Raw genomic sequence first — 17474 nt, 5'->3', positions numbered from 1 at the left:
ACAATCAATAGAACTGAGATCTTGTGCTAAATACCGATACAGAAATCACTAACTAAGTTTTAAACACATTCACCTTATTGATAGGTTAATCCTGTAGGGCAATTGCTCTATTAATGATAAAAATTAAAATAAGGATTATTTATGAGACCATCTTTTACAATCAGTATGGTACTTGCGACGACAGTAGTTGGCTTTCAGTCTTATGCAAACAATATCGATACACCACACTCTCTTACTGACTCTATTGCTGTTGCAAAGAATGTCGCTGCACAAAAGCAATCACTAGCGTTACAAATAAGTGCTCGCTACATTGACATTGAGTCTTCTCTAAAAAAGCAAATCAGCGAAAAAAGTTTATCGACGCCATTAGACACACTGAACTCGGCCCAACCCTACTCTGCCTTTTCAAGCAAGATGCACAAAGCCGATCTTAGCTATCGTAAGATGAAAGGGATCGACGACTTCAGTGATTCTGTCTTAGAAATTAGGATGGCTGATGAAGCCATGGTTGAAGCCTGGAAAAATGGAGAAAGCCCACTGTTTGCTTACGAACCATCGGGCGATGATTCAAATTGGCAATACATCGAAGCTTACGATGTGTATGGGCAAGTTCATGAATTAGACGTGTACCAAATGCCCGATGTCCCGGTATTTGTGATCGACAGCAATGGTGCCGAAGAGCTCAAGGCTGGGTTGATGACCATGCAAGCTGAAATGCAAAAACAAGGTACAGACACACAACTTAACTCAGGCAGCAACAGTGCTAGCAGCAAGCACGAAGAACCTCAAAAACAGACGCTATTTAACAGTGATGCGCGCTCTTTAGCTGAATCGGAGCCTGAAGAGTTGAATACCACTCAGTTAACCAAGATTCGCTTAGCCATCGATAGAGAACCGTGGATCTCAGGCAAAGCGGAAATCTACGCTATCGTCACTGGAGTAGATTCAAGTCGTATAGCTCCACAAATCGACTTAATTGAGATGCCTTACTTAGACTACGACAAACAGACTTACTATCCGAGCCAAAGCATCATCTTCTGGCCTCGTTACCGCTGGGGGGCTGCAGACATGATCTTGATGGAACATGATGACGGCACCAACTATAAAGACCTAGCGAAGCTGCTGGTGCAAGCCGCTGAAGAGATTTTGAAAATGATTCCAGATCCAGAAGTACAGGGTTATGCCATCATCCCTCAGATCACCAGTAAAATCATTGAGCTGATCCCAAACAATGTGTTGGTTAATGACGATGATTTTGTGGACGTCTACTACACCTTAATGCAAAACACCCCTTATGTTGACCGTCCTGGTGCAGGTGGTAATGCCGTAGCCTCTTTCACTCCTGTCACCATATTGCCGACAGAGTAACATGTAATTTTTCGCTCTGACCAAAGCGTATGGGCCTATGCCTATGCCTATACGCTTTACATCTTGTAACTGAGAAATTATTAGGGCTAAAGAGAATAATCAAACACGATAATGTCATCCAACAACGGACGAAATACCTCTTTCAGGGCATCGTGTTCTGGATGTGGTAGATAGTTTTGTCGCCCAGCTTCATCTTCAAACGTCATTAAGACCGAATGACTATAACCTTGGTTCTTGTTTTCTGGACTATCATTTAGCCCCCACTCTACGGAAGTTACGCCTTCAATCTTGCTTGGCATTGCCTCAAACAGCACCTTTAGCTTTTCAATCTCTGAAAGCTCCGCATGTTCTTTGAATTTTATCAGTAAAATATGACGTATCATCTGCTCTTCCTTTCCAAGCGTATCTAATGCAGCAAAACCTTTAATTGTGACCAAAATGCCACACGTCACACACCATGCCAAGGCTTGATGAGCATCACAGTCACAAGAGAGTGAGTCCATAACGAAAAATGCTGCACCCTAAGGCACAGCATTTTTCATAACAATGGTAGAACGTTTAAAGTGGTAAGCACACTTTAAGCGTTAATCACGACGACCTGTAAGTTGGATCGGTTGGTTTTGATCAACATGCTTTTGAAATTTGATTCCACCCAAAGCTGCCTCATTTCTTCCTTCGAGTGTTAAGTCTGATTCTACACGCTCAGCCTTAACTTGGCTGACTTCACTTCTTGTCATATCGATAGTACCGGTATGTGCGTCGCTAGCAGCAAAAGCAGTGTTCATTGAAAACGCCATCAAGCCAAGTGCGATTAACTTATTCATACATCACCTCGTTGTATTTCTAATTATTTGTTCGTCTGATATCTGTGTTGCTTAGTTAAGGTAACTTTAGCGATAGGGTGATAATGACACGAGGAAAAGCGAGATTTACCAAATGGAAAATCAAGGGATTAGCGATCTTCTGACGCTGTGCTGTCTTAAAAATCGGACATTACCACTATGATATTAAGGTCACATAATTTCTGCCTATTAAGGACCAATTTGGAGAGCCTGTGGACCTCAATCTAGATATTCAAAATATCCTTGTTATAAAGCGAATGTATGAACTGCGTAATGTTAGCTTAGTGGCGGAGTCATTAGGTAAAACGCCGGGGGCGATCAGTAAAAACCTAGCCAAGCTCAAAGCCCAACTCGGTGATCCTTTGTTCATTCAATCTAAGCAAGGGTTTGAACCCACAACATTTGTTGAAAGTAATATCGGTAATTTTGAACAAATACTCAGTAGCATTGAGTCCATAAAACACCAAGAGTTTTCCCCAGAGTCCTATCAAGGCGACATAAAGATCTACGCGAATACGCTATTTTGGGAGCGCTTTGGCTCGAAACTCTACTTTGCTTTGAGTAAACAAGCGCCGCACGCAAACTATTCATTTGTTCGATGGGGAAGCAATGTTAAGAACCGATTGATTGACGGCGAAGAATCGATAGCGGTTCACTACTTTGATGAAACTATGCCACAGTCGATTTCTCAAATGGAGTTCGGAAAAGAAAAAGTGGTGTTCTTTGTAAGGGATGCTCACCCAGCGAAAGAGTTCGCGTCACTGGCAAATTTTCCAACGGTTCTATTTAAAACCCCGGGGTGGAATGACAACAAATACCCTATCCTTGAGCGCCTTCGAAACATAGGGTTCGACGTCACTCCAAAAGTAGAAGTCGACCACCCTGCGATGATTCACGATGTGGTCCTCAAGTCTGACTATTATGGCATCACACTTAGTGGTAGCGTGCCAGAGGGCTGCCGCAGTATAGATCTACCTGAAATACTGGCCATTGACGTGAGCTATGTGATGAGCTGCCGCCGTTCGCAAAAAGATGCACCGTTAAATCAGTGGTTATTACGCATACTGAAAGCAACCCTGAAAAACAACTAAGCCCAGCCTAGATTAAACAAGCCTATTCGACACCAGCCGATGATACCTTGCGCCCTTGGTCTTACTCGAAAAACAAAAGGCTCCCGAGGGAGCCTTTGATTATATTTCTAGTGACTATTCGCTTATGTTTTTATTTTAAAATGCTTCTTCGAGCGTTGGTTCACTCTTTTTTTCAGGTTGGCTCTCATAGGTTTCCACCTCTTTCAAACGCGCAGTGAAATGCCTTAGTACAGGTGGTTCGTAAACAAAATCGAGCCCTTTCACTTTGCTTGCATTCTCTGCCACTTTTTCGAACGCTTCAATAATGAAGTCCATGTGGGTTTGTGTGTAAGTCGCGCGCGGAATGGTTAAGCGCAATAACTCTGCAGGACATGGATGCTGCTCTCCCGTTACCGGGTCACGACCTTGTAGTAACGAGCCAATCTCAACCGCTCGGATTCCCGCAACTTTATACAGCTCACAGGCTAAAGCATGAGCTGGGAACTGACCCGCTGGAATATGTGGAAGCAGTTTACCCGCATCAACAAACGCAGCATGACCACCCGCTTGTTGGCACACGATGCCAATCGCTTCTAAGCCATCAACCAGGTATTGCACCTGACCAATGCGATACTCCAGCCAATCTTGACGCATGCCGTCGTATAGCCCAACCGCAAGGCGCTCCATTGCACCGCCCTCTAAGCCACCATAGGTTGGGAAACCCTCTTGCACGACGCATAGGGTTCGACATTCTGTGTACACATCCATGAAAGAGTCGTCTTTAAAGCACAACAAGCCGCCCATTTGTACCATCGCGTCTTTCTTGGCCGACATCGCCAAACCATCTGCGTATTTATAGGACTCGCGAGTGATTTGCTCGATCGTCCAATCTTGATAACCGGCTTCACGCTGCTGAATAAAATAAGCATTTTCAGCGTAGCGTGCAGAGTCCATGATGACTGGGATATCGTACTTCTGAGCGATTTCATACACGGCTTTGAGGTTGGCGATAGAGACAGGTTGTCCGCCAGCCGAGTTACAGGTAATGGTACTCACGATGTAAGGAACATTGGCAGCACCCGCTTCTAAAATCGCCTCTTCCAATTTCACGACATCGAAGTTGCCTTTAAAATCCGCATTCACTGAGGTATCAAACGCTTCTTTGGTATAGACGTTTTTCGCCACGCAGCAGTTCACTTGAGTGTGGCCTTGTGTGGTATCGAAGAAGTAGTTCGACAAAGCGACCATTTTGCTGCGATCGAGCCCCTTTTCAATTTCACGCTTCTTAATCAGAACAGGAATGTAAATCTGCTCAGCGCCGCGACCTTGGTGAGTAGGAATAGTCAGCTCATAACCGAAGATGTCTTTCACCGCGTTCGACAGTGCGTAGTAACTGCGACTGCCACTGTAGGCTTCATCACCCATCAACATCGCTGCTTGCATACGTTGTGTGATTGAGCCGGTACCGCTGTCTGTCAGCAAATCGATGAACACATCATCACTGTCGAGTAGAAATGGGTTCATTCCCGCTTCGACAATGGCTTGCTCACGGTAAGCATAGGTGGTTCTTTTTACTGGCTCTACAACGCGAATACGAAACGGTTCTGGTAGATGTTTGAAATTTTCCATAATAATACCTTTCAACAAATTCAGCTTAGGGAGAAGAAGCCAAATTAATTATTTTTAGATGTCACGAGTCATCACTATTAATTTTATTTTTACGAACTATCACACTCGTGATAATTACGATAAAATTTAATAGCTAGAAATAAATTATTAAATCAATAATGTATTGATTAGGATCCAATTAATAATGACCAAGAGATAAATAACGACTGCATGAAACTAACAGCTAATGTATTAGTGACCGCATTGCTTAGCGCATTAGTCAAAGACAAAACTAATCGGATTGGCAAAGCTCAAAGGCTCCGCTGGCGCGTGACGCCCAGAGGGTACTACTCTGAAGAAAGGTGGAAAGAGAGCTGATGATCTAAAGTATACCAAGCTAACAGGGTTAGCCATGTTGTTGATTGCCATTTCAGATACATGTTCACAATATATCCCTACGTTGAAATCTAGGTGATCCGAAATTTAAATATAGTGCAATTATTTTATAAATAAAGACGAATAAATCATAAATGTGATCAATATTTAGAATCATAATTTTATGTTTTATTATCTGATATCACACTATCATGAATTCGACTTAATGCACTATTATACTAGTTCATTATTTTGAAAGTAATAATAAGTTCAAGGGCCAAAAGTTCATAAATATAAAAGAAATGGTTTACCAAAGCGATATTGAGGCTTACGAATATCGCTTTGGTATTGTTGCTTATTTTTTCTTGGTGACTTGTTTTATCGCCATCTCAGCCAGCTTAGGCGTTGCAGCTTTCAATGCGCTTGGAGCAACCTTCTTACCCGCTTTCATGGCTTTATTAAGCTGGCCTTTTACCGAAGTTCCTCTGTTGATAGCTTCGAGGCGCTGACGATTTCTCTGCACGTTATTGGCATCTGCAATGTGCTCTATTAGCGTCTGTTTCAAAGCCTCTAAACCAAACTGTACCTTTTCAGGTGCAATCGCTAGTGGTAAAGCAATATCAGGCTTCAGAAGTGTTTGATTGTATTCAAGGGCCTGAGCAATGATCTTAGCTTTTGCCGAAGTTGGATTATCCAAATCGTAAGGTGGCTGCCACTCTTCCGCAGGCTTTAACCGATCGACTTGGTTAACCACGGTGATCACAATTGGCTGCTTGCGCGAAATGTTCTTAGGATCATCATAAAACGCATCAAACTTATCTTTAAGCTGCTTGTCCAGTTCACGAGCAGACTGGTTCGCTTTAAGTACCCATAACACCACATCAGCTTGAGTCATCTCTTTAAGCATCACAGCTTCGGTTTTGGCATCGCCATCAAGCCCTTGAAGGTCAACCACTCTCACATCATTGTCATCAACAAATGCGTTGTAAACCGTAGAGTTGTCCGTTGATGGTAGAACATCCACCTCTGCAACCATTTCCTCTTTGAGAGCATTGATAATCGATGATTTACCCGAACTTGTTTGCCCCACCAGCACAATTCTCACAGGCTCTAATTCATGAGCAAAACGTTTCTTGTCGGCTTCTGAAACATCAGACGCTCTCAGTGATTCATCTTCAATGCTGAATCGACCGCTATAGAGGTCAATCGCGACTGCAGCCACTTCATCAAGCAAGGCTTGTTTCGCAGCATATTGCATGTCATCCACAACGCCCTTTGTCATTGAGGCTGTCGCTTGCTCACGACCTAAGTCAGAAATGACCTTCCATGGATTCAAATACAGGTTTTTAAGGTGATTACCCCAAATCGCCGCTTTGAAGATCTTCTGCCCCAACTCACCATATTTATCATAGGCTTCGTAGCCCGCTTTGATGTAAGAAACCTTAAGGTACTCAATGCCCGGTATGTGCTCATTTACCACCACTTTGTAACGACGACTTACCTCTTCAAACAGCTTGAGCCCTTCTGGAATTGAAAAATCGAGCGACTTCTTACCAAACTTTTTGGCGACGAACTCCAGTACCTGCAAACCAGTTTGGTCAAGATTACCCCACTCAATATCATCGACTAATTGTTGACGAACGTAATGTTTCGATTCATTCCAAATCGACAGTTCAGCTTGAGACCATTCATTCGACGCCTTGACCAACGCATCGTCGATGTTGTGATTCGATGACTCAGTTCTGGCTTCATCTGTTGTTTTTTCTTCCGTACCACTATTGGTCGAATTGCGTGACGAACGACTAGAAATATATAACGGAATGGTAAACAGCAAAGTACTCACAGCAATGGCTATCGACATTTCCAGTAAGTAGCCATATTTAATCGCCAAGAACAGACCAAAGAACATCATGATAAGGCTTGGAAAAATCGCCGAAATAAGAGCGATGCCCCACCGCCCGCTCGACAACACAGCGAGCAATCGAAATAAGTTCTTAATTTTCTTCATAACCCGACGCTGCCTTACCTTTTTTCAGGGATTCTTTATAGATTTTTTGCATCTCTTGTTCAGAAACTTCTTCGCCTCTGTTCTTGTGATAAAAGTAGTAACATGCCGCTCGCCCAAGACCATAAGTGGTGCCAAAACTCATTGCCGCAGCGGCCACGGCACCAACCGTTTGCCCATAAACAGGTATCAACTTAACCAATTGTCGAGTGCCAAGCTTCACTCCATATTGCACCGCAAAGCTGCTGCCTAGAGTACCAATAAGTTCACTAAAGACTCTCTTATTCCACTCCACCCCATATTGGTTAGCCAAACTATGAAGCATTTTCGCTTGAATCGCAGGCACAGACACCAAGCCCACGCCTGGAACTAAATCGCTAGCCGCTGCACTTCCCGCATACCAAAGCACTTCATTTTCGACCTTGTCAAAGTTAGCTTCTTCTTGCGTAGCGTGTTCTTTGTCTTGCACCATCATCCCTATAACAGGGAGCATGTTGGTCAACCGTTCTAACAATAATTCGAGGTTATAGACATCATCATTGTCGCTCTCAAAATCAACCGCGACTGATTCAAAGCCTTTACCCCACACCTTCTCTACTTGTTGAGTGTTAAATTGAATTTGCCTTGCTCGATCTATTTCACTGGAAGACAACACAGCCGTATGAACAAGCAACAAGTGTTTAATCTTCTTCTGTTTCTTAATCTGTTTTAGAGCAGTAAGCACGGCGGATTGTTCAGGTTCGTCGGCTTTCATCACCACAACGAGCGCATTACCTGCCTGACCAATCTCTTCCAGATCTTCTTTCGCATCATAATCCGCTTCACCCAAACCACGAGTATCAAGAAAGCGCATCACAGGTTTGTCTTGAGGAAACGCATACGACATGGCTGTCATGGTACACGGTGCAAATCCGTTGCCGACTTCCACCGAGGAATCTCCCGTGACCGCTTGAATAAACGATGATTTACCTGCACCCGTTTTCCCGAGAAGCCACAAGGTCGGCAAGTGCTTTCGTTGATATTCGTGTGCCTGAGTTAGGTCAGGATTCTTGCTCGGGTTAATGAAGTCTTTGACTTGTTCAAACATGATTAGGTTAACTCTCACTTAATGTTGAGTTTCGGGTTGGTGACAAGTTGCGATGGCCTATATAATCTCGATATAGCATTCAACTTACATTTGTTCATCTACGACGATTTGCAATGCTTAGGCGTTTGTTTTTATGCGCGTCTATCGCGTATTGATATAAGCTCCAACCTACTGCTACGGTTTGGGCGATAAATCAAAACCATCGAACAAAAACTCAGAGAGCTCAAAAGGAAGTATGGAACAAATTTATTTAGCGGGTGGTTGCTTGTGGGGCGTACAAGAGTTCATTAAGTATGTGCCTGGCGTGATAAGCACAGAAGCAGGTCGTGCTAATGGACGTTCTCAAATAAAGGATAACCAAAGCAAACCAAGCGAATACGATGGCTACTCTGAGTGTGTACAAATTGAATTTGACCCAAGCCTCACCTCGGTAACAGCGCTAGTAGGCCACCTTTTTGAGATCATTGACCCTTACAGTATCAACAAACAAGGTGTTGATGTAGGTGAAAAGTATCGCACTGGCGTTTACAGCACCGAAGCCAAACACTTAGCTGAAGCGCAGCGCTATATCGCATCACGTGAAGACGCCGAGCGCATCGCTGTTGAAGTGTTGCCATTGACTAACTATATCGCCAGCGACGACATCCACCAGCATCATTTAAGCCACTTCCCAGAAGACCATCATTTATGCCACATCCCTTGGGTTCTTCTGCATAAATACAAATCATAGTGATGGCTCAAGATCGATAAAGCCTCAACAAGTATTAGTCGTTGAGACTTTTTTCGTTTTGATTGGACGAGCTACCGTGGGCCGATTCGATAGCTCATACCATTAAGTATTTAGCGTTAATAAATAAGTTACTTAGTTGTGTTCTCAAGTACATAATCTGGACCTGCTGTTTCAGCGGTCACAACTGAGAGTTTAGACACATCTGCGCCCTCACCTTGGTAAGCATTCAGGCCATTCTCGACCGTCACTTTTGGTAGTTCAACCGAGTAGCTTTCAATCAGCTCTGAGTCTGTTACTTGACCAACGTAAGTTTCATCTGTGTAAGTTGCGCCCACTAATGGGAAGTCATGAGTCGCGCGAACACTCACAAATTCAGGTGTTTGTGAGTTATCAACCACGTTGTGTTTGAACGCAATATCAACACCGGCATAAATGCCTTCTACTTCTGCGTTATTAAACAGGCTTACGCGATGGCTTTGATTACCGTAAACAATACCCCACTCCGTATCGACAAGAGAGTTGTTTTCGATGGTGATGCTTTTCGGAGTCCATTGCTTATTAAGCTCTTTACCTTTCACTGATTGTTCAAGCTGTTCACCGTTCGCCACATCAATGATGCCCGTGTTGATCACGATACCACCACGTAAGTCAGCGTTACCTTCAATCACACCATCACGGCCACGAGTATTAGCAATGTAGTTGTTGCGGATCACATGGTCTTCATCATAGATACGAATACCACCCGTTAGGCGTTTCTCGTTACCCAAGATCATGTTGTTCTCAACCGTGTTGCCTTTGCCGTGACGCAGTGAAATCAGTGCAGCACTTTGGAAGATCGTGTTGCCTGAAATCGTATTGTCGCCCGACTTAATAGAGATAAGCTCACGCTCACCGTCCATATCGATCATTAGGTTGTTCACGAACTTAGAACTTGAATCCCACTGTGAAGATTTAGAATCACCAATACGGATCGCTTCCCAGCTGTTGCCGTTGTAACGAATCGCTTCTTTGATGTCGAATTCGTTGAACTGGTTAGGCTTTTGATCCATGAAGATGTTATTTGCGATCAGGTGGTTGTCAGCTGTGTCATCTTTTTGTACACCAATCAAAGTGCCGCGTTTTTGCTTACCTTCGAAACGGTTGTTGATGACTTTGCCATCTTTACCCCATAGAGATACCCAAAGGTACTTTGGATACTCAGAACGACGCTCGTCTGGCTCGTACGTGTAATCGTGGTTGAAGTAGTAGAATGTTGAGTTTTGCAACGTGTTGCCATTACCCATCATACGAACTGCGCCAAAGCGTTCGTTTGGACCACCCTCTGTAAATACGAGACCATCAAGCGTGATGTCATCACCTTTCAGTTCAAACTGAATTAGACCTGTCAGCCATGCGGAGCCTGCTTGTTCAGCTCGGATTGTGACGTCATTTGCAGTGATCGTCACCTGGCCTAAATTTGCGTATTTACCATTGGGGATAACCACTTCGTCGCCATCTTTTAGGTTCTCAAATTGCGCCTTAAGTGCAGCCACTTGTTCTTCTAAAGCAACGTCTAGTGTATTGCCATCAACTTCAGTTAAGCGGTCACTGCTTAATAAGTAACTACGGTCGATTTCGCTGATCGAAGGCACTGCTTGCTCAGCCACGCTGATCACGGGTGCTGTTTTTTCTTGAGTCGTGCAGCCTGTCGCGAAAGCCAACGTAAACGCGCTAATAATGCTTACCGAAATTAATTTTTTCTTCATCTTACATCTCACGTTAAATACTGGATTACCAAAATAACGGCCACCCAAACTGGTGACCGTTTTATTAAAGTTTTCTTTGTTTGAACTTATAATTTCTTAAGACTTATCGTCTTGTTGAAAGCCGTATTTCTTGAAGAATAAGGACTTAGCTTTCAGCTGGTGTTACTTCGTCTTGCTTCTCTACCTTGTCATCTACCGCTTTAACAAGCAGCAAACCAACAGAGAATACAATCAAGCCACAAAGAACGAACACCATGCGTCCCCACATTGGGTTAGGCAGTACGAACATTGTCATTACGCCCACACCCGCAACTGCGATAAGTGAACCCAACATACGACGTTGCTTGTTATCCAGTTTCTTCTGCTCGTTACTTTCAGCAACCAATGGTGTCGCTAGATTGTTGAAGAACTTGTTTACGTCTTTCTCACGATGCTCGGCAAGAGGCTTGTAGAACAGTGTTGATAGAACGAAGAAGCCAGCAGTAAATACGATGTGACCGATAAGGCCGATAGCTACTTTCAGGTCAGCCCACTCACGGCCAGTTAGCTCGTTTAGACCGAACCAGTTTTGGATCATGTCAGCAGTGATAACGAAACCAACGAAGTAAGAAACCACACCACCTACAACTAGCGTGCCCCAACCTGCCCAATCCGGTGTTTTACGGATGAAGAAGCCACAGAATGCTGGAATCGTCATTGGGAAGCCGATCAATGCGCCCACGTACATCATGGTGTCGAAAAGGCTCAGACCTTTAAGAGAGTTGATGAACAGAGCAACCAAGATGATCGCGATGCCGAAGAAAGTAGACGTTAGTTTAGAAACAACCATTAGCTCTTTTTCGTTCGCTTTAGGGCGAAGAATCGGCTCGTAGAAGTTCTTAACGAAGATACCTGAGTTACGGTTTAGACCAGAGTCCATTGAAGACATAGTTGCTGCGAACATAGCGGCAATCAGAAGACCAACCATACCTGCCGGCATGTATTCTTGAACGAAGTAAAGGTAAGCGAAGTCAGCGGCTTTGCTGCCAGCTTCAGGGTAAGCGGCTGCTAAATCAACACCTTGGCCAGCCATGAACCAAGAAGGCATGAACCAGATGATTGGACCAAGCGTCATTAATACACAAGCAAGCAGAGCAGCTTTACGTGCGTTGTTTGAATCTTTCGCAGCAAGGTAACGGTAAGAGTTAAGCATGTTGTTGGTAATGCTAAACTGCTTTAAGAAGATGAACACCGCCCAGATGCTGAAGATGCTCATGTAGTTAAGGTTGTCACCCGTGATGAACGAATCCGTTGGGAAGTCGCTAACGATTTGCGTAACACCACCACCGTGGTAAATAGCAACGACTGCACATGTCACCGTTACTGCCATGATGATAACCATCTGCATAAAGTCAGATGCGATTACCGCCCAAGAGCCGCCCGTCACTGACATGATCAGTACAACCAGACCCGTTAGGATAATCGTTGTTGTCATATCAAAACCGAAGATACCCGATGCGATGATCGCTAGACCATTCAACCAGATACCTGCAGAGATAACGCTGTTTGGCATACCAGACCAAGTGAAGACTTGCTCATTCACTTTACCAAAACGCATACGAATCGCTTCAATTACCGTCACAACGCGCAGTTGGCGGAACTTCGGAGCGAAGTAAAGGTAGTTCATCAGGTAACCAAACGCGTTAGCAATAAAAATAATCGCTACTGCAAAACCATCGGTAAAAGCTTTACCTGCGGCGCCGGTAAATGTCCACGCACTGAACTGGGTCATAAATGCCGTTGCACCTACCATCCACCACAGCATGTTACCTCCCCCACGGAAGTAATCACTTGTCGTACTTGTAAACGTTCTAAACATCCACCCTATCGCAATTAAGAATAGGAAATAGATGCCAACTATCAGGGTATTGAGTTCCATCTTTAAGACCTTTTTGTTTATGTTTTTTGTTAGGGTCACTATAGATAGATGGCAAGCACATTTGTACTACAATAATTTAAATGCGTGACAGTGATCTTACAGTCCGCCTCTCAATTAATCATACAAGTGATCGAGTTCAAATTTGCACCGTCTGGGAGCGCCTTTCATCAACTTAGTGCAGCCCACAGCGCCAAAAACCCATCCAACCCCCGAAAAACAAGAACAAAGTCACTAAAAAATTAATAACAATCGTTAAAGACGGTTAATCGTTACGGCAAATTTTCATATTCGAACAACGGAAACAGCACTAGATATAACTTATAAAAATGAATGATCACGACTCATTTGTATTACAAATATTGCGAGTTTATAGTCAAATTTCGCTTTGAAAAGTTCCCTTCATTAGACCGCTAATAATGAAAACTTGAAAACCACTAATAGATACTGACAGTAATTCATAGAAGTGAAATGCTGTTAACACACCGGTTACACTTTCCCTCGTCCAATAAAAAGGTGTCATTATGAAGAAATACATCCCAATATTGATTGCTCTTAGTACGGTGTCTTCTATGAGTTATGCCGCGGCTCCACGAGAAGATGCTGTCGACTATTTACAGATGCGCAAAGGCGTGGCATATCAAGTAAACCACTCAAAACCCTTCACTGGTCAATTTGAAGAAAAATTCGATAACGGCCAAATTGCAACCCAAGCTCAATTTGCTGATGGCCTGGAACTTGGCTTAGAAACGAACTGGTACCCAAATGGGCAAGTCGCTTCCAAGGTCAATTACGTTAAAGGTGAATTACAAGGTAAAGCCGAGACTTGGTACCCGAACGGGCAGAAAAAAGCAGAGCTCAACTACAAAGATAATGAGTTATCAGGGGTTGCTACTCGATGGTATCCAAATGGCGAAAAGAGCCTAACTGCAAAGTACAGCGACGGATTAAAAGATGGCTTGGTGACTGATTACTACACTAATGGCAATAAAGCGACAGAAACCAAATTTAGTGAAGGTAATATAGCCAACGGCAAATTGACACGCTGGAATGTTAATGGTGACAAAGTTGAAGAAGTGACTTTTAAAGATCACAAAATTACCTCTAAGCAGGTTTGGATGCCAACTCAAAGTTAAATTTAACGACGAGTGTTCTTCGTTCAATGCGGGAACACTCTTCTTCAGCTTATCTGTCGTCACTCTTCCTTAAATAACCACACGGTATATGCAGCGCTCGTCCCCACCAGATTACATAGGGACAGGTTACCTACTCTTAACAGCCTAACCTTTCAGCTATTCGGCAAACGTATAGTTTTCCACTTTTCAAGTAATAGTGGGTTCGCAAACACCAGATAATGACAAAACAATCATCAATAAGTATTGAAAATAATAAATATTTAACTTGCGCATAACGATTTCATAAAATACTGTGAGCAAACGTTTCCGTGCGAGTCAGATCTCATTCATCGTTTTCGTAAGCTATCTAACACGCAAATAAGAGAAACACGATTCTAAATACGTTGTTGAGTCATATTGTTTTGCTTTGGTGCCCGCCTATGAAAATTAAAACTTCCCTAATTAGCCTTGTTTTTTTATCCATCCTGTCTTTACTGATCGTGGTTTCATTCACAGAAATAGCGAACCTTAAGCTAATCAAGCTTGAGAAGACATTAATCAAGGTAAAGTCACTCGAAGTCTCGATGCTTCAACTCAATCGAACAGAATTAGAGTTTCTAATAAGCCATGATAAAACGCTCAAGCCAGTATTTGCTCAAGAATACTCTCACTTTCAACAATTAATGGGCAGGTTTTCTGTCTTGCTTAAAGAGTCTGATATCGCAGTCCCTGAGTTAGAAAAGCTGACACTCGAAGTAAAGCAATACGACAAAGACTTCTCGTTAATGGTAGATGCCATCGACCACAACCCAGCCAAGGTCGCCGAACTCAAATCTGAAATGAAAATGCTGTTTGAAGATATCATCTCTATCTTCACCGCCGTAGAAAGTCGGCTAGAAAAAGGCGTCGATTCGACCCAAGAAACAATCACCACTTTTATCATCAGCTCAGTGACGATTGTCACTACAGTTTTGATCGCACTCTCACTCGGGATTTCTTCACGCATCTCTCAAAAGATTCAATCACTGAACTCAACCATGCGTGTGGTCGCCGAACAACGCGACTTCACGGTGAAAGCAGAAGACAACAGCTCTGACGAAATTGCAGATATTGCTCGGTCATTTAATGCAGTACTGATTGATATCCGCCAGCTGGTAAGCCAAGTACAAGGTTCGATACATGAGCTCGGCCACATCTCTAGTCAACAGCAACAAGACGGTATGGACGTTGAAAGCGCGCTAAACAAACAGCAACAACAAACCGAAAACATTGCGACCGCGATAAACCAAATGGGCAGCAACATCCAAAGTGTTGCGACCAATAGCGAAAATGCTTCCAGCAATGCGCAAACCAGCTTTAGCACTGCGAATGATGGCTTGAATGATGTCGCATTTACACGGAACACCATCAATACCCTTTCGACTGACCTCGTCAGTGCTAGTGAAGAAGTGAATCGCCTTTCTGTCCACTCAGAGAAGATCAATACCGTGTTAGAGGTGATTAAAGACATCGCTGAACAAACCAACCTACTCGCCCTAAATGCAGCAATCGAAGCTGCTCGTGCAGGAGAACAAGGCCGTGGTTTTGCAGTGGTGGCAGATGAAGTCAGGACGTTGGCTGGTCGAACACAACTTTCGACCGAAGAGATCTCAAGGATTATCAAAGGCGTTCAAGATCAGACTCAAACGGTCGAAAACACGATTAAAAGTTGTTGTGAGAAAGGCAACAGTAGCGTCGACTCTTGTGAAAATGCGCATTCAAGAATTACTTCCGTTATCGCAGATATGGAAACCATTCTAAATAACAGTTTAGAGGTATCCAATGCCATGAAGGAGCAAAGTGAGGTCACATCAGAGATCATCGAAAACGTAGATGCCATCAAACAGCTGACAATGACCAATGTGAAAAGTGCTTCAAAAAACGCAGCTTCTGCAACTTCAGTCGTAGAGCAAACAGACTCACTTGAACGTGCTGTCATCAACCTAAAAGCCTAGCTATTAAGCCGTGGTTTACACGCTTATTGAGCCTCAAACGACTCTCTACTCAAATTTCAGATAAAAAAAACGCTCATGTTGCCTGTATCAACATGAGCGCAAGGGCAGATCTTCGACTACCATCTCCTACCTTTCTAAACGAAAGCAGAAGTTATAATTAGAATAGTTGGGAGCAATAATCAAAATGCTTTCGCAAGCACTTCAACGATTTCTTCTTTGTCGCTGATGAGAACAAAGGGTAACTATTCGAACCTTGTTCATTCCTATCAAGTTCGTACTCATATAGCAGGCTATGTCACTGCCTTGCCTACTACATTTCAAACCTTCTCTGATTGAGCTTTAAATCACCTCAAGTAAATGCCTCATGCTTTTAAAGCGGTTGGATTTAATCCATTTCGCTTCTCGGCTCCACACCGTCTGTTCATACAATCAACACAGCAAAGTTATGTATTGCTACAGAAAGTTAGTAAATAATAATGTATTACAAATAAAAATAATATCTAAAGGTTAAATTCTTTGCTGTAGCGCACATTTATTGACGAACAAAACTCTTCAAAATCATTATCAACAGCCAAATAAATCAATACAAATCATTAACTTACTTGGTTTGTTCAACTTTGTAACCCTTTGTAAATAGTGATTTTGTCACTACAACACGATCTAATTCACAGATCATCACGCCTCAGATCGTTACCATATTTGTATTATTTAAATGCAAATCTAGAATTGAGAAAAACTTAATAACCTCAACCACTGGATGCAATGAAAGCTAGAACTACTCTATTTGGCTTGAGACTTAAGCCATTACTAAACCTATAAATATGGAACTAATACCATGAATAAAACTAAAATCGTGATTGCTGTGGCATCTGTATTAACTGCTGGCTCTGTATCAGCGGCGTCTTTCGATGTAAGACACGAATACAAAAGTCATACAGATCAACACGCTACTCGTGTAAAACTTGGCGATAGCATTGGCAACTTCCTTGTAGATATCGAAGCAAAATTCAAGGGAGAAGACGGTAAATTCATGGAAGATCTAAAGAACAATGGTTGGGAACTTGGTCTAAATTACCGCCATGTTCTCAACGATAACTGGACAATGACTTACGGTATGCCAATTGAAGGCCGTGAATCAGGCGTTACGTATAAGCCTCAAGTTCGTGCAACATACAAAGTGGATAGCGTTGATGGTCTAAGCCTAAGTGCTCGTTACCGTTACGATATGAGACAAAACACTAGTACTACTGAGTACCAGATCGACGATAATGGTGACATTGTCGGTGTTGAGAAAAACATTGAAAACCAACGTCGCCACCGTCTAACGGCAAACGTTAACTACTCAATGGAAAACTGGCGCTTTGGTCTAGAAGGTAACTACTACAAAGCGGATGGATATGACATCTACGACAACGACGATACCAACTACGAGTTAAACGCTAGTATTCGTCACATGATGGGTCAGTGGGCACCATATGTAGAGTTTGGTGATGTGAGCACTTCATCGACTAAAGCGACTCGCGAACTACGTAGCCGTGTTGGTCTAACTTACAGCTTCTAATCGATAGCTATATGAATAATCTAAGATAATTACTGTCCTAATTTTCTAAGACCTAAACA

At 43.1% G+C, this 17474-nt stretch carries 13 protein-coding genes; 6 read left to right on the top strand and 7 right to left on the bottom strand.

The features are described 5' to 3' along the window. Window positions 1-141: 141 nt before the first annotated feature. Window positions 142-1368, top strand: coding sequence for a DUF3103 domain-containing protein (locus F0228_RS16740; protein ID WP_105057239.1), 1227 nt, complete (start codon window positions 142-144; stop codon window positions 1366-1368). Window positions 1369-1454: 86 nt separating this feature from the next. Here F0228_RS16740 and F0228_RS16735 read toward each other — a convergent pair whose 3' ends face one another. Together F0228_RS16735 and F0228_RS16730 are read right to left on the bottom strand one after the other, a co-directional pair. Continuing rightward, a complete protein-coding gene (locus F0228_RS16735; RefSeq protein WP_102423243.1) occupies window positions 1455-1751 on the bottom strand; it encodes a Dabb family protein in 297 nt (98 codons plus the stop codon). Between the two features lie 201 nt (window positions 1752-1952). Continuing rightward, a complete protein-coding gene (locus F0228_RS16730) occupies window positions 1953-2192 on the bottom strand; it encodes a hypothetical protein (protein WP_171762489.1) in 240 nt (79 codons plus the stop codon). Window positions 2193-2422: 230 nt separating this feature from the next. Between F0228_RS16730 and F0228_RS16725 the strand changes: the two genes are divergently transcribed. After that, entirely contained in the window at window positions 2423-3301 is an 879-nt protein-coding gene (locus tag F0228_RS16725; protein ID WP_061032685.1) for a LysR family transcriptional regulator, read from the top strand. 135 nt (window positions 3302-3436) lie between these two features. Here F0228_RS16725 and tnaA read toward each other — a convergent pair whose 3' ends face one another. The 3 genes from tnaA to F0228_RS16710 all read right to left on the bottom strand — a co-directional run bounded on the left by tnaA (window position 3437) and on the right by F0228_RS16710 (window position 8355). Then, window positions 3437-4909 (bottom strand): tryptophanase, encoded by a 1473-nt coding sequence (gene tnaA, locus F0228_RS16720; protein ID WP_061032686.1) that lies wholly within the window; start codon window positions 4907-4909, stop codon window positions 3437-3439. A gap of 709 nt (window positions 4910-5618) precedes the next feature. Then, on the bottom strand, window positions 5619-7271 hold the full coding sequence (locus tag F0228_RS16715) for a GTPase (protein WP_061032687.1): 1653 nt from the start codon (window positions 7269-7271) through the stop codon (window positions 5619-5621). Then, window positions 7258-8355, bottom strand: a complete 1098-nt coding sequence (locus F0228_RS16710; protein ID WP_171730805.1) for a GTPase — start codon at window positions 8353-8355, stop codon at window positions 7258-7260. The genes F0228_RS16715 and F0228_RS16710 overlap by 14 nt, the downstream gene beginning before the upstream one ends. Window positions 8356-8590: 235 nt before the next feature. Here F0228_RS16710 and F0228_RS16705 point away from each other — a divergent pair, with 235 nt between their 5' ends. Next, entirely contained in the window at window positions 8591-9085 is a 495-nt protein-coding gene (locus tag F0228_RS16705; RefSeq protein ID WP_171730806.1) for a peptide-methionine (S)-S-oxide reductase, read from the top strand. Between the two features lie 128 nt (window positions 9086-9213). Here the strand turns inward: F0228_RS16705 and F0228_RS16700 are convergent, their stop codons facing one another. Continuing rightward, window positions 9214-10830 (bottom strand): polysaccharide lyase 6 family protein, encoded by a 1617-nt coding sequence (locus tag F0228_RS16700; protein ID WP_171730807.1) that lies wholly within the window; start codon window positions 10828-10830, stop codon window positions 9214-9216. A gap of 145 nt (window positions 10831-10975) precedes the next feature. Further along, the gene (locus F0228_RS16695) at window positions 10976-12748 is read right to left on the bottom strand and encodes a transporter (protein WP_061032691.1); all 1773 of its coding nucleotides are present in this window, start codon (window positions 12746-12748) and stop codon (window positions 10976-10978) included. A gap of 521 nt (window positions 12749-13269) precedes the next feature. On the opposite strand from F0228_RS16695, the gene F0228_RS16690 reads away from it, so the two are divergent. The 3 genes from F0228_RS16690 (at window position 13270) to F0228_RS16680 (ending at window position 17415) form a co-directional block, all read left to right on the top strand. Beyond that, window positions 13270-13881, top strand: a complete 612-nt coding sequence (locus tag F0228_RS16690) for a toxin-antitoxin system YwqK family antitoxin (protein WP_171730808.1) — start codon at window positions 13270-13272, stop codon at window positions 13879-13881. 419 nt (window positions 13882-14300) lie between these two features. Then, on the top strand, window positions 14301-15854 hold the full coding sequence (locus F0228_RS16685) for a methyl-accepting chemotaxis protein (RefSeq protein ID WP_171730809.1): 1554 nt from the start codon (window positions 14301-14303) through the stop codon (window positions 15852-15854). Window positions 15855-16689: 835 nt separating this feature from the next. Next, window positions 16690-17415, top strand: coding sequence for an oligogalacturonate-specific porin KdgM family protein (locus tag F0228_RS16680; protein WP_048659506.1), 726 nt, complete (start codon window positions 16690-16692; stop codon window positions 17413-17415). The last annotated feature ends 59 nt before the right edge of the window (window positions 17416-17474 follow it).

The organism is Vibrio sp. 99K-1 (assembly GCF_013114585.1).
GTDB lineage: Bacteria > Pseudomonadota > Gammaproteobacteria > Enterobacterales > Vibrionaceae > Vibrio > Vibrio chagasii_B.
The sequence above is the reverse complement of the archived record's forward strand: the minus strand, read 5'-3'. Positions and strand labels throughout refer to the sequence as shown.